Annotated in this window: 12 protein-coding genes and 1 riboswitch; of the genes, 7 read left to right on the top strand and 5 right to left on the bottom strand. The window is 60.7% G+C overall.

The features are described from left to right. Positions 1-16 precede the first annotated feature (16 nt). The 4 genes from metK to AB4P96_RS04045 all read left to right on the top strand — a co-directional run bounded on the left by metK (position 17) and on the right by AB4P96_RS04045 (position 3,993). Positions 17-1,207 (top strand): methionine adenosyltransferase, encoded by a 1,191-nt coding sequence (gene metK / locus AB4P96_RS04060; protein WP_099550362.1) that lies wholly within the window; start codon positions 17-19, stop codon positions 1,205-1,207. 213 nt (positions 1,208-1,420) lie between these two features. Further along, complete coding sequence (locus tag AB4P96_RS04055; RefSeq protein ID WP_017139401.1) at positions 1,421-1,768, top strand: hypothetical protein; 348 nt, start codon at positions 1,421-1,423, stop codon at positions 1,766-1,768. A gap of 95 nt (positions 1,769-1,863) precedes the next feature. After that, complete coding sequence (ligB, locus tag AB4P96_RS04050) at positions 1,864-3,528, top strand: NAD-dependent DNA ligase LigB (protein ID WP_170036843.1); 1,665 nt, start codon at positions 1,864-1,866, stop codon at positions 3,526-3,528. Between the two features lie 69 nt (positions 3,529-3,597). After that, positions 3,598-3,993 carry a DUF1090 domain-containing protein gene (locus AB4P96_RS04045; protein WP_017139403.1) on the top strand — a complete coding sequence of 132 codons (396 nt, stop codon included), beginning with the start codon at positions 3,598-3,600 and terminating at the stop codon, positions 3,991-3,993. Positions 3,994-3,999: 6 nt separating this feature from the next. On the opposite strand, the gene AB4P96_RS04040 is transcribed toward AB4P96_RS04045, so the two are convergent. Then, the gene (locus AB4P96_RS04040; RefSeq protein ID WP_017139404.1) at positions 4,000-4,449 is read right to left on the bottom strand and encodes a cytochrome c; all 450 of its coding nucleotides are present in this window, start codon (positions 4,447-4,449) and stop codon (positions 4,000-4,002) included. A gap of 129 nt (positions 4,450-4,578) precedes the next feature. Between AB4P96_RS04040 and AB4P96_RS04035 the strand changes: the two genes are divergently transcribed. Further along, positions 4,579-5,766, top strand: a complete 1,188-nt coding sequence (locus tag AB4P96_RS04035; RefSeq protein ID WP_017139405.1) for a murein transglycosylase A — start codon at positions 4,579-4,581, stop codon at positions 5,764-5,766. 153 nt (positions 5,767-5,919) lie between these two features. Here the strand turns inward: AB4P96_RS04035 and AB4P96_RS04030 are convergent, their stop codons facing one another. After that, positions 5,920-6,306, bottom strand: coding sequence for an MAPEG family protein (locus AB4P96_RS04030; RefSeq protein WP_017139406.1), 387 nt, complete (start codon positions 6,304-6,306; stop codon positions 5,920-5,922). Positions 6,307-6,498: 192 nt separating this feature from the next. Here AB4P96_RS04030 and AB4P96_RS04025 point away from each other — a divergent pair, with 192 nt between their 5' ends. Further along, a complete protein-coding gene (locus AB4P96_RS04025) occupies positions 6,499-7,758 on the top strand; it encodes a sodium:proton antiporter (RefSeq protein WP_017139407.1) in 1,260 nt (419 codons plus the stop codon). 42 nt (positions 7,759-7,800) lie between these two features. Here AB4P96_RS04025 and AB4P96_RS04020 read toward each other — a convergent pair whose 3' ends face one another. The 3 genes from AB4P96_RS04020 to AB4P96_RS04010 form a co-directional block, all read right to left on the bottom strand. Next, positions 7,801-9,663: a DUF3857 domain-containing transglutaminase family protein gene (locus AB4P96_RS04020; RefSeq protein ID WP_395600525.1), complete on the bottom strand. Its 1,863-nt coding sequence runs from the start codon at positions 9,661-9,663 to the stop codon at positions 7,801-7,803. A 66-nt stretch (positions 9,664-9,729) separates the two neighbouring features. Further along, a complete protein-coding gene (locus tag AB4P96_RS04015) occupies positions 9,730-10,614 on the bottom strand; it encodes a formate/nitrite transporter family protein (RefSeq protein ID WP_395600524.1) in 885 nt (294 codons plus the stop codon). A gap of 86 nt (positions 10,615-10,700) precedes the next feature. After that, entirely contained in the window at positions 10,701-11,099 is a 399-nt protein-coding gene (locus AB4P96_RS04010) for an acyl-CoA thioesterase (protein ID WP_017139410.1), read from the bottom strand. Between the two features lie 198 nt (positions 11,100-11,297). Continuing rightward, positions 11,298-11,403: riboswitch (S-adenosyl-L-homocysteine riboswitch) on the top strand. Between the two features lie 21 nt (positions 11,404-11,424). Here AB4P96_RS04010 and ahcY point away from each other — a divergent pair. Next, positions 11,425-12,834, top strand: coding sequence for an adenosylhomocysteinase (gene ahcY / locus AB4P96_RS04005; RefSeq protein WP_017139412.1), 1,410 nt, complete (start codon positions 11,425-11,427; stop codon positions 12,832-12,834). The last annotated feature ends 87 nt before the right edge of the window (positions 12,835-12,921 follow it).

The following is a 12,921-nucleotide window of genomic DNA, read 5'->3' as shown; positions in this document are numbered from 1 at the left end:
TCAGGAAAACATCGAGATGAGCGAATACTCCCTTTTCACCTCCGAGTCCGTGTCTGAAGGGCATCCGGACAAAATCGCCGACCAGATTTCTGACGCGGTGCTGGACGCCATCATTGCTGAAGACAAGTTCGCCCGTGTGGCGTGCGAGACTCTGGTGAAAACGGGCGTGGCGATCATCGCCGGTGAAGTCACCACCACGGCCTGGGTCGACCTGGAGCAGATCGTTCGTGACGTGATCACCGACATTGGCTACAACAGCTCCGACGTCGGCTTCGACGGCGCGACCTGCGGCGTGATGAACATCATCGGCAAGCAGTCCCCCGACATCAACCAGGGTGTGGACCGCGCCAAGCCTGAAGATCAGGGCGCCGGCGACCAGGGCCTGATGTTCGGCTACGCCAGCAACGAAACCGACGTGCTGATGCCGGCACCAATCACCTTCTCGCACCAGCTGGTACAGCGCCAGGCGCAAGCACGTAAATCCGGTGTGCTGCCATGGCTGCGTCCAGACGCCAAGTCCCAGGTCACCTGCCGTTACGAAGGCGGCAAAGTGGTGGGCATCGACGCCGTTGTACTGTCGACCCAACACAACCCGGACGTGTCCTACGCCGACCTGCGTGAAGGCGTGATGGAGCTGATCGTCAAGCACGTGCTGCCTGCCGAACTGCTGACCAAAGACACCCAGTTCCACATCAACCCGACCGGCCAGTTCATCATCGGCGGCCCAGTGGGTGACTGCGGCCTGACCGGTCGCAAGATCATCGTCGACAGCTACGGCGGCATGGCCCGTCATGGCGGTGGTGCGTTCTCGGGTAAAGACCCCTCCAAGGTTGACCGCTCGGCGGCCTACGCCGGTCGTTACGTGGCCAAGAACATCGTCGCGGCCGGCCTGGCCGAGCGTTGCGAAATCCAGGTTTCCTACGCGATCGGTGTGGCCCAGCCTACGTCGATCTCGCTGAACACCTTCGGCACCGGCAAGATCAGCGATGACAAGATCGTCAAGCTGGTGCGTGAGATCTTCGACCTGCGCCCTTACGCAATCACCACCATGCTCGACCTGCTGCACCCGATGTACCAGGACACTGCAGCCTATGGCCACTTCGGCCGTACCCCTGCGCAGAAGACTGTCGGCGACGACACCTTCACCACCTTCACCTGGGAAAAAACCGACCGCGCCAACGACCTGCGCACTGCCGCCGGCCTGTAAGCACGCGTTGCACCAAAAGCCCCGCCGGGTTCGCCCGGCGGGGCTTTTTATTGTCTGCGCGATGACTTTCGTATTTTTTGGATCCAATGCTTGCAGGCCAAATAATGGCCCTCTAGAATCCGCGCCCTCTCGGGCCTCTCACCTTATTTGGATATTGCCTTGCGCCAGCCCGGGATAGACCAGCGCGCAAGCAATCGAACATTGAGGTTTTTCATGCGCATTTCCACGCTCGCTCCTGCCGCCCTGCTGTTCTGCCTGTTCGCCCTGCCGGCCCATGCCGCCGACCTGAGTGCATTGGGTGGCGCCTTGAGCACTCAGCTAGGCGGCAAAACCGGCGACTGTCAGCAGCAAGCCAAAGACCTGCAAGCCAAGATCGATGCGGCGCAAGCCAAGAACGACCTGCTGAGCGTCCAGGCGTTTAAAGCGGCTCAGGAGCAGCTCAACAAAGGTTGTAACAAACTGGCAGAATCCCAGGCCAAGGTCGATGCCAAGCAACAAACACAGGAAGCCAAGATGGAAAAGAACGATGCCGTGAAGGCGTTGGGCGGCCTGTTCAAGTAACTGGTAACACCCGGTAAAAAGCCCCGCACTGCCGGGGCTTTTTTGTGGCTGCCTGGATCACTTAGGCTGAGCGTCCCTTCCGAGCAAGGATGCTCATGATGCATTTACTGATTGCCCTTCTACTCAGCGCCCTGGCGTTTCCAGCCTGGGCCGAAGACTGCCCCGAAGAGGCACGCTCACAGGTCGGCACCCTGGCTGAACAGCTCAAGCTCTGGGATGACAGTTACCACCGGCTCGGTCAGTCCCCGGTCAGCGACGAGCTGTACGACCAGGCCCGACAGCGCCTGGCGCGGTGGCAGGCCTGTTTTGCGCAAACGCAGTCGACGGCTGATAACCCGCTGGCAGGTGCACGCGGTACGCAGCCTCATCCAGTCGCTCATACCGGCCTGGAAAAGCTGGTGGATGAAGGGGCCGTGGGTGAGTGGCTCAAGACACGCCAGGACGTCTGGATCCAGCCCAAGGTCGACGGCGTTGCGGTGACGCTGGTGTATCGCAAAGGCCGCCTGAGCCAGCTCATCAGCCGTGGCGACGGCCTGCTCGGTCAGGACTGGACAGCCGCCGCGCGCAAGATCCAGGGCATTGTCCAGCAACTGCCAGAGCCCATCGACCTGGTGCTGCAAGGCGAACTCTATTGGCGTCTTGACGATCATGTGCAGTCCGAACACGGCGGGCTCAGTGCCCGCAGCAAAGTGGCGGGGCTGATGAATCGCCGACAGTTAAGCGATGCCGAGACCTCCAGGATCGGGCTATTCGTCTGGGCCTGGCCCGACGGCCCGACAGACTTCAGCACGCGCCTGGCCACCCTGGCGCGCTGGGGGTTCACCGATAGCCGCCGCTACAGCCATCCCGTGCAAAACCTCACTGAAGCCGCGCATTGGCGCAGGTACTGGTACAACCATCCGCTGCCCTTTGCCAGCGATGGCGTGGTGCTGCACCAGGCCCGGCACGCACCTGCCAAGCGCTGGCAGGTCAGCGCGCCGTATTGGGCGGTCGCCTGGAAATACCCGATAACCAGGGCTTTGGCGCTGGTACGCAAGGTGCAGTTCAAGATCGGCCGCACGGGGCGTATCACGCCCATTCTGGAACTGGAGTCGGTGCGACTGGACGACCGGCAAATCCGCCGCGTCAGCGTCGGCTCCTTGAAACACTGGCATGCACTGGATATCCGCCCCGGCGATCAGGTCTCCATCAGCCTTGCCGGCCAAGTGATTCCTCGGTTGGAGCAAGTGATCCTGCGCAACGAGACCAGGGTGGCGGTGCAAGTACCGGATGCGCGCAACTTCCACGCCTTGAGTTGTTGGCAACTGGACCCTGGCTGCGAAGAGCAATTGCTCGCGCGCCTGACCTGGCTGAGCAGCAACCAGGGACTGGCCCTGCCTTATATGGGCCGCGAGACCTGGAACGCATTGATCCAGGCCGGTCTAATCGCAGGCATTCTCGATTGGTTAACCCTGGATGCGGCAGAGCTTGCTAACATTGACGGCTTCGGTGATCGCCGCCGTGCCCGGGTGCTCGACAGCCTGCAAAGCGCGCGGCAACGGCCCTTTGCACAATGGCTAAAAGCCCTGGGCGTACCGCCTTCGGCGCGCAACGATCTGGAGGGTGGCTGGCAGGCCCTGGCCGCCAAAGACACGCAAGCCTGGCTGGCCACCGACGGCATTGGCCCGGGCCGCGCGGCGCAATTGAGCGCTTTTTTTCGCGACCCGCAAGTACAAGCGTTAGCTGAAACATTACGCGTGGCTGGAATTGACGGGTTTTAAGCCCAACCCGGCCACTTTTACTCCCGGCAGAATTCACCCTGCCATCCGATTGCGACCTTGGAGCCTCACATGAAATTTCTAGCCCCACTTGCCTTGTTGGCCACCGTAAGCCTGGCGAGCATGCCGCTGCTGGCCGCCGAAGAAGTGCCAGAACTCACCGGCTGCGCCGCCAAGCGCCAGGCCATCAGCGCACAAATCGAACAAGCCAAGACCCATGGCAACAGCGAACAACAAGCCGGCCTGGAAAAAGCCCTGAGCGAAGTCACCGCCCACTGCACCGATGCGTCCTTGCGCAAAGAACGCGAGAACAAAGTGCTCGACGCCAAGCACGAAGTCACCCGCCGTCAGGCCGACCTCGACAAGGCGATGAAAAAAGGCGATGCCGACAAGATCAACAAACGCAAAGACAAGCTGGCTCAGTCGCGCAAAGAACTGCAGGAGGCTGTCGACGAACTCGACAAATAAAACCGGTCAGTGGTCGCGAAACTGTTTATGGCAGGCCGTGCAGGCATCTTCGACTTTCTGCACCGCAGGCCCCAGGTTGCTGGCCTTGTAGGGCTGCACCTGGCTTGCGATTACCAATTCACCGGTAGCCGTTTCAAGGTTTCGGGCCAGCTCCTGGAAGCGTGCCTGCTGTTGCCACACAGTATCCTTGGCGCTGGTGTGATCTTCCTCACGCACACTCGGGAAATGCTTCCACGGTTCGTGGGACAACGCATCGAGCTTGACCGCGCCTTCGGCGAACTTCGCGCCGTCGAACGGGATACGCCCACGCAGCATGCCGCCCAGGTCTTCGCCGGTCTTGAGCATCTGCTTGAAGATGGCCTTGCGTTGGCCCAGCGGCGAATTAGGATCGACACCGCCGCAGGCGGACAAGGTCAGGCAGGCCAGCAATACCACGGTCAGTTTTTTAAAAGTCATGATGGCTTCAGGGTCACGGGAAACGGCGGCCAGTATCCTCGCCCCGCCCGCAAAGACCAATAGCCCTATTAATAATAAGGGTTGCCTGAATGCGCTGCGGCGCAGGCAACCGCTTCAGGAATTACGTGTATGAATGTCACCTTGAAACGCTGGAGCCGCCGAATGGTGTGGGCTCTGCCGATGGTTGCGCTGCTGGCCGGTTGCGATGGCGGCAAAGACACCGGCAAAAAAGATGAAGCGGCCAAGCCCCATGCCGTCGCCACCTATGTCAGTGCACCGTGGGAAGCGCTGCCGGCGGTTTCCGACAGCGACCTGCTGGCCGGGTTTGAATCCTGGCGCAGTGCCTGCCAGCGCCTCAAGGCTGATCCGGTGTGGGGCGCAACCTGTGCCGCCGCCGCCACCGTACCGGGCGATGCCGTAGCCGTGCGCGGTTTTCTCAAGGAGCGCCTGGATGTGTTCGGCCTGCGCTCGGCCGACAACACACCCAATGGCCTGATCACCGGCTACTACGAGCCGGTCTACCCCGGCAGCCTGACCGAAACCGCCACCGCCCATGTGCCGGTGTACGGCGTGCCGGACGACCTGATCATCGTCAACCTGGAAAGCATCTACCCGGAACTCAAGGGCAAGCGCCTGCGCGGCCGCCTCGAGGGCCGTGTACTCAAGCCGTATGACGACGCCAGCACCATCAACGGCCAAGGCTCCACTGCCAAGCCGATTGCCTGGCTGACCAACCCGATGGACCTGCAATTCCTGCAGATTCAAGGCTCGGGGCGTATTCAACTGGCCGGTGGGCGCCAATTGCGCGTGGGCTATGGCGACCAGAATGGTTACCCGTACCGCCCGATCGGCCGCTGGCTGGTGGAGCAAGGCGAACTGAAAAAAGAAGACGTGACCATGGGCGCCATCAGCGCCTGGGCCAAGGCCAACCCGCAGCGCATTCCGCAATTGTTGGCGAGCAACCCCAGCTACGTGTTTTTCAGCGCCCGCCCGGACAGCAACGAAGGCCCGCGCGGCTCACTGAATGTGCCGCTGACGGCGGGTTACAGCGTGGCGGTGGACCGCAAGGTGATTCCGCTGGGCAGCCTGTTGTGGCTGTCGACCACCAAACCCGATGGCTCGCCCATCGCACGGCCCGTCGCCGCGCAGGACACCGGCGGCGCGATCACCGGCGAAGTGCGCGCAGACTTGTTCTGGGGCACCGGTGACGCGGCGGGTGAGCTGGCGGGGAATATGAAGCAGCAGGGGCAGATCTGGATGCTGTGGCCCAAGGGCGCGGCGTTGCCCCACGTGCCGGATGCGCCTGCCGGCACCTGAATAACGCTGAAGAACCCATGTGTGCGGGCCTGTGTGGGAGCTGGCTTGCCTGCGATAGCATCACCGCGGTGTAACTGACATACCGAGGTGCCCGAATCGCAGGCAAGCCAGCTCCCACACAAGCCCGCTCCCACAGGGGATTACGTCAAACCTCTAGATCGACACAAAAAAGAAACTCGCAATCAACGCCATCCCCACCGCCCACACCAGCGAACGCAGCATCGCCCAGTCGGCCAGGTAGCAAATGATGTACAGCAGCCGACTGGTGATAAACAGCACCGCCAGTACATTGATGGTCACCAGCGACGCCGTACCGGCCAGGTGCGCGATGATTACCGCCGCTGCAAACGCAGGCGTCACTTCAAAGCTGTTGAGCTGGGCATTGTGGGCGCGCTTGGCGACGCCTTCGACGGTATCCAGGAAGGCACGCGGGTCGTGGTTCTGCCGCGGGCCGAACTTGCCACCGCTGAACTTGGCCACCCCCGTGCACAGGTAAGGCAGGAATATTGCGATCAACACACACCAGAAAGCGGCCGTCATGATGGATTCCTTTTTTTGTTTTAAATAGAAATTAGAGTTTTAGCACTATAACTGCAATATCGCACTCACCGGCTATGAACCGAGGCGCGCCGAAAGGTTCTATCAGGCTTTTAGCCGGTGCCTTGAAACATCCCGCAGCTGGTGCGGTCCATCCCAGCAATAACGACCTTCCCTCACTTCCAAGGACCTCGGATGCTTGAACTTGTCGCCGCCTTTATTTGCCTTACCACCCTGCTCACCTATGTGAACTACCGATTTATCGGGCTGCCGCCCACTATCGGTGTGATGGTCACGGCCCTGGTGTTCTCCCTGATTTTGCAAGGCCTGAGCCTTATCGGCTACCCAGGCCTCGAAGAACGTATCCAGCAGTTAATCGGCCAGATCGACTTCGGCGACTTGCTGATGAACTGGATGCTGTCGTTCCTGCTGTTCGCCGGCGCCTTGCACGTCAACCTCAACGACCTGCGCAGCTATCGCTGGCCCATCGGCCTGCTGGCGACCTTCGGCGTATTGATCGCCACCGTGGTCATCGGCAGCCTGGCGTACTACATCTTTGCCCTGTTCGGCTGGCACGTCAGCTTCCTCTACTGCCTGCTTTTCGGTGCACTGATTTCGCCCACCGACCCGATTGCGGTGTTGGGCGTGCTGCGAACCGCCAACGCCTCCAAACCACTGAAAACCACCATCGTCGGCGAATCGCTGTTCAACGACGGCACCGCAGTGGTGGTGTTTACCGTACTGCTGGGCATCGCACAGCTGGGCGAAACACCGACCGTCGGCGCCACGGCCATGCTGTTCGCCCATGAAGCGATTGGCGGCGTGGTGTTCGGCGGGCTGATCGGCTACCTGGTGTACCTGATGATCAAGAGCATCGAGCAGCATCAGATCGAAGTGATGCTGACTCTCGCGCTGGTGATCGGCGGTTCGGCAATGGCGACCGAACTGCACGTTTCGGCGCCGATTGCCATGGTGGTGGCCGGGCTGATCATCGGCAACCTGGGGCGCAAGCTGGCCATGAACGACATGACCCGCCGCTACCTCGACGGCTTCTGGGAATTGCTCGATGACATGCTCAACGCCCTGCTGTTTGCACTGATCGGCATGGAGCTGCTGCTGTTGCCGTTCAACTGGCTGCACGTACTGGCCGCCAGCTTGCTGGCCGTGGCGATCCTGGCCTCACGCCTGCTGACCGTGGCCCCGGCGATCCTGTTGCTGCGCCGCTGGCGCACGGTGCCACGCGGCACTATCCGCATTCTCACCTGGGGTGGTTTGCGCGGTGGCGTCTCGGTAGCACTGGCGCTGGCCCTGCCGCTTGGCCCGGAACGCGACTTGCTGCTGAGCATCACCTACATCGTGGTGCTGTCGTCGATCCTGTTGCAGGGTTTGAGCATCGGCAAGCTGGTCAAGCATGTGACCAAAGATGAGCCTGCACCGCCAACCGAGGCTCACTGATTGAGGCCGGCGGCGGATTCATTTCGCCGCCGGCGCCTGCGATCAATGGGCCTGCACGATGATCTGGCTCTTGAGGTCATTGAACATCGCCTCGATCATCGGCTGCATACTCTTGAACCACTCAGGGCTGCACACCGCTTCGGGGTGGTTAAAGGCAAGCGTGCGGGAAACCAGCACGGTATTGCCGCTGCGCTCATAACTGGCGTCGTAGGTTACATCCGCGCCCTTGAGCGAAACGGTCTTGGGCAGCGCCAGAATAGTCAACGACGCGGGGAACTCGAAGCGGGCCTTTTCAACGCTCTCGCCGGCAAAGCAGGTGAAGTTCTGCACCCGCTTCTTTTCTACCGACAGGGCCTGCACATCCTGGGCGATATAGCTTCCCAGGCGACTGAGTGCCGGTACACCGATCGGCCCAGGCACGTTGACGAAGTTTTCCGTGCGCCCGGCCAACGTGGTGTTGAAGCCGGACGCATCACCGTCCAGCGCATCTGTTTGCAGGGTGCCGTTGCCCGCCTGGCCTGAGCTGCGCAGCATTTTCTGGATCATCTGATCACGCTCCGCCGGCTGCTGAGACCTGATCCAAAAACGCGTCGCTTCGGTACGCCACCCCTCGGCGAGGGACGTTTGCGTAAAGTCTGCCGCGCCCTTGTCATCGACCTTGAACACCAATTCACTCGATAGCTTGCTCGGTTGAGTGGCCGGGGTACGTGCCAACTCGCCAGTACGCGTCAACAACACCGGCTTGTCCAAGTCCTGCAGTGGCAAGTAACCGGCAGCGATGAAACTGGCGGTGGAGTCCAGATACAGGTCCAGGATTGGCACATAGGTGATCGCATGGTTGAGCACGCGTAACGCCGCCACCTTGGGCAAGACATAGGCATTGCCGGCGTTGATCAACACCGGTGAGCTGTCGATGCCAACGGCCTTGAGCATGGCTTCCAGCAGGGCCACATGGTCCTTGCAGTCGCCGTAACGGTTGTCCAGCACCGATTGCGCCGGGTGCGGCACCACGCCGCCGGCGTCGATGTACACCGCCACATAACGGATGTTCTTGCGCACCCAATCGCTGAGCACCAGGGCCTTGGCCCGAGGCGTTGGCTGGTCGGCGGTGAGCCTGTGCGCCAATTCGGTGATTTGCGGTGTGACCTCAACCTTGGCACGTGCCTCGTAAGCCCTGGCCAGGTCTTTGTAGGTTGCAAAGGTCGAAACAGCGAGGAGTTGGCCATAGTCGGTGTAGGCCACCGCGCCTTGTTCGGGCCGGGTTTTGTCGGCCGGCACGTAGTCCCATCGGTACACCTTACGCCCAACCGCTGCGGCCGAAGTGGAGGCGTTGAAACCCCGGGCCTCGGCGTACAAAGGCTTGTCGGCCGGCAAGTCGTAGATCAGGGAGTAATCCAGCGTGGGGCTCAAGCTCGCCGTGGAGAAGTCGGTAAACTCGCCAGGAAACAGCGCCGTGTGGCGTATTCGCTTGTAACGCAAGCTCAGACGATCCCCCACTGCCACCTCAGGAAAAATCACCACCTTGACCCGCGAATCCTGAAACATCGGAGCATTGGCCGAGGCCTGCTCCTGTTGCTCCCTGATCTGCGGCGCGGTGACCATTACCCTGCGCCCATCGGGCTTGAGCGTGAACGCCTCGATAATCTCCAGGCTATCCAATGAGCGGTTATAACTGACCGCTTGCTGGGCACTGGACCTGATGGCCCGCTCTTCGTTGATCAGCACGACCTTATCGGCATCCACCACATAGCTGCCGTCGGCATTGATCACGTAGCGCTGAGTTTGCTTTTCGATGGTCACGGAGCGATCCGCAGCATCATCCTTGGCCTGTGCCACGCCGAAAACGCCCACCGCCAATACCAGCGTGCACCAACTGCGCCCCCGCAAAAAAGGGAAAGTCCGCATAAAGATCCTTCTTTCATGAATGGAAAACCGCGCAGCGACTTTGCCATTCATTTATGACGAATCAGCTTACTCGTCCTTGTTCACCCGCTGGGGATGGCGCGGGTCTGCGGGCTTGCCCGGCAAGCTGCTCTCACTGCGAATCTGCGCATGGCTGATCAGCGCAAAAATAAAACTGCCGCCGATGATATTGCCTGCCAGGGTCGGCCCGGCGAACACCAGCCAGAAGTCCTTCCACGGCAGTTCGCCGGCAAACACCAGGTACGACACTTCCGCCGAACCGACGACGATGTGGGTGAAGTCCCCCAGCGCCATCAGGTAAGTGATCAGGATGATGATGAACATCTTCGCGCTTTCCATGGACGGGATCATCCACACCATGGTGGCGATCATCCAGCCGGAAATAATGCCCTTGGCGAACATCTGGCCGGGGTCGTTTTCCATGACCTTGCGGCCGATTTCGAGAAAGGCCATGTCGGTCTTGGTGTCGAAGATCGGCAGGTGCAGCATCACGTAGGCCACCAGCAAGGTGCCGCACAGGTTGCCCACCAGCACCACCGTCCACAACCGCAACAGGCGGCCGGCATTGGCCAGCGTCGGCTTGCTCATCACCGGCAGCACGGCGGTCAGGGTGTTTTCGGTGAACAGTTGCTGGCGCGCGAGGATGACCGCGAGAAAGCCCGCGCAATAGCCAAAGCTGGCGATCACCTTGAAAGCTTCGCCATTCGGCAGGCGCGAGTTGAGCAACCCCATGCCCATCAGCGACAGGCCCATGGTCAGGCCGGCCGCCAACGCCGACCACCACAACGCAGCCACATTGCGTTCCAGTTCCTGATCGCCCTGGGTGCGGATGATTTCGTGCAGCACCGCCGCGCGGGGCGGCTGGTTGTTGTCGACGTCCTGTTGCTCTTCCTGCGACAGGTTGGGGGTTTTGCCGTCTGCTTGAGTCGCCATGGGTGTACCTGAACAGGTGGGTGTTGTTCAGGTACGACCTGTCGCCAGCCGCCAGCGTTCAATGCCCGCCGCCGCTGGGTTCGCAGTTACTCGGTTTCGTCTTTGAACTGGTCTTTGACGTACCTGATTTCTGTACGCCCGTGCGGTGCCGGCAAACCATCTTCGCCCAGGTTGACGAACACCATTTTCTCTACGGTGAGGATACTTTTGCGGGTGATCTTGTTGCGCACTTCACAGGTCAGGGTGATCGAGGTGCGGCCGAACTCGGTGGCGGTGATGCCCAGTTCGATGATGTCACCCTGGCGCGAGGCACTGACGAAGTTGATTTCGGAGATGTACTTGGTCACCACGCGTTGGTTGCCCAGTTGAACAATCGCGTAGATCGCCGCTTCTTCGTCGATCCAGCGCAGCAGGCTGCCGCCGAACAGGGTGCCGTTGGGGTTGAGGTCTTCGGGTTTTACCCATTTGCGGGTGTGGAAGTTCATGGTCACTCCAAAGCGTCTTGCCGAATGATGGGCAACATCATGGCAGAGCCCGCGCCCAAGCTCTATGCACCATTGCCTATCATGCCCATGCACGATCTGCATGTGGCCGACAGAAAGGCTTGGGAAGTGCCGCGCACACGGCTATAATCGCCACCGCTTCAAAACGGTCATCTTCGATTGATACCGTTCTCCCGCCACCTGTCCGAGGGGCGCTGCAGCAGGTTCAACCTGTCAGGCTCGGATGGGGCGTTGTTCGGCCTGGTTAGCCAGCTGGATACTAAACGCACAACGGCGCCCATTCGCACACTACGAATGGAGGCTCTTCATGAGCGCTGTAATCACGCCTGCAGGTTTTACCGACTACAAAGTCGCCGACATGTCCCTCGCTGCCTGGGGCCGTCGCGAAACCTTTATCGCCGAATCCGAAATGCCAGCCCTGATGGGCCTGCGCCGCAAGTACGCCGCTGAGCAGCCGCTCAAAGGCGCGAAGATCCTCGGCTGCATCCACATGACCATTCAGACTGCTGTGCTGATCGAAACCCTGGTTGCCCTGGGCGCCGAAGTACGCTGGTCGTCCTGCAACATTTTCTCGACTCAGGACCAGGCCGCTGCTGCTATCGCTGCTGCCGGTATCGCGGTTTACGCCTGGAAAGGCGAGACCGAAGAAGAGTACGAGTGGTGCCTGGAGCAAACCATCCTCAAAGATGGCGCGCCATGGGATGCCAACATGATCCTCGACGACGGCGGTGACCTGACCGAGCTGCTGCACAAGAAATACCCGCAGATTCTGGACCGCGTTCACGGTGTGACCGAAGAAACCACCACTGGCGTACACCGCCTGCTGGACATGCTGGCCAAGGGCGAGCTGAAAATCCCGGCCATCAACGTCAATGACTCGGTGACCAAGAGCAAGAACGACAACAAGTACGGCTGCCGTCACAGCCTCAACGATGCCATCAAGCGCGGCACCGACCACCTGCTGTCGGGCAAGCAAGCCCTGGTAATCGGCTACGGCGACGTGGGCAAGGGTTCGTCCCAGTCTCTGCGTCAGGAAGGCATGATCGTTAAAGTCTCCGAAGTTGACCCGATCTGCGCCATGCAAGCGTGCATGGACGGTTTCGAAGTGGTTTCGCCGTTCATCAACGGCCAGAACGACGGCACCGAAGCGAGCATCGACAAAGCCCTGCTGGGCAAGATCGACCTGATCGTGACCACCACCGGTAACGTGAATGTTTGCGACGCAAACATGCTCAAAGCCCTGAAGAAGCGCGCTGTAGTTTGCAACATCGGCCACTTCGACAACGAAATCGACACCGCTTTCATGCGCAAGAACTGGGCATGGGAAGAAGTGAAGCCGCAGGTACACAAGGTTCACCGTACCGGCGCTGGCGATTTCGACCCGCAGAACGACGACTACCTGATCCTGCTGGCTGAAGGCCGTCTGGTTAACCTGGGCAACGCCACCGGCCACCCAAGCCGCATCATGGATGGCTCGTTCGCCAACCAGGTCCTGGCGCAGATCTTCCTGTTCGGCCAGAAGTACGCCGACCTGTCGCCGGCCCAGAAAGCCGAGCGTCTGACCGTGGAAGTACTGCCGAAGAAACTCGACGAAGAAGTGGCCCTGGAAATGGTCCGCGGCTTCGGCGGCGTAGTGACTCAACTGACCAAGACCCAGGCCGACTACATCGGCGTGACCGTCGAAGGTCCGTTCAAGCCGCACGCTTACCGTTACTGATATGCCTGCTGCCTGCTCTCTCTGCGAGAGCGGGCTTTTGTGGGAGCGGGCTTGCTCGCGAATGCGGTGGGCCAGTCACCGAATATA

This window comes from Pseudomonas sp. B19125 (genome assembly GCF_044218855.1).
In the GTDB taxonomy this organism is placed as follows: domain Bacteria; phylum Pseudomonadota; class Gammaproteobacteria; order Pseudomonadales; family Pseudomonadaceae; genus Aquipseudomonas; species Aquipseudomonas edaphica.
The sequence above is the reverse complement of the archived record's forward strand: the minus strand, read 5'-3'. Positions and strand labels throughout refer to the sequence as shown.

Coding starts and splice junctions, on each gene's coding strand:
- AB4P96_RS04045 (WP_017139403.1), top strand. CDS start 3,598: ATGAAATTTCTAGCCCCACTTGCCTTGTTGGCCACCGTAAGCCTGGCG.
- AB4P96_RS04025 (WP_017139407.1), top strand. CDS start 6,499: ATGCTTGAACTTGTCGCCGCCTTTATTTGCCTTACCACCCTGCTCACC.
- AB4P96_RS04035 (WP_017139405.1), top strand. CDS start 4,579: ATGAATGTCACCTTGAAACGCTGGAGCCGCCGAATGGTGTGGGCTCTG.
- AB4P96_RS04020 (WP_395600525.1), bottom strand. CDS start 9,663: ATGCGGACTTTCCCTTTTTTGCGGGGGCGCAGTTGGTGCACGCTGGTA.
- ligB (WP_170036843.1), top strand. CDS start 1,864: ATGATGCATTTACTGATTGCCCTTCTACTCAGCGCCCTGGCGTTTCCA.
- AB4P96_RS04030 (WP_017139406.1), bottom strand. CDS start 6,306: ATGACGGCCGCTTTCTGGTGTGTGTTGATCGCAATATTCCTGCCTTAC.
- AB4P96_RS04055 (WP_017139401.1), top strand. CDS start 1,421: ATGCGCATTTCCACGCTCGCTCCTGCCGCCCTGCTGTTCTGCCTGTTC.
- metK (WP_099550362.1), top strand. CDS start 17: ATGAGCGAATACTCCCTTTTCACCTCCGAGTCCGTGTCTGAAGGGCAT.
- AB4P96_RS04015 (WP_395600524.1), bottom strand. CDS start 10,614: ATGGCGACTCAAGCAGACGGCAAAACCCCCAACCTGTCGCAGGAAGAG.
- ahcY (WP_017139412.1), top strand. CDS start 11,425: ATGAGCGCTGTAATCACGCCTGCAGGTTTTACCGACTACAAAGTCGCC.
- AB4P96_RS04040 (WP_017139404.1), bottom strand. CDS start 4,449: ATGACTTTTAAAAAACTGACCGTGGTATTGCTGGCCTGCCTGACCTTG.
- AB4P96_RS04010 (WP_017139410.1), bottom strand. CDS start 11,099: ATGAACTTCCACACCCGCAAATGGGTAAAACCCGAAGACCTCAACCCC.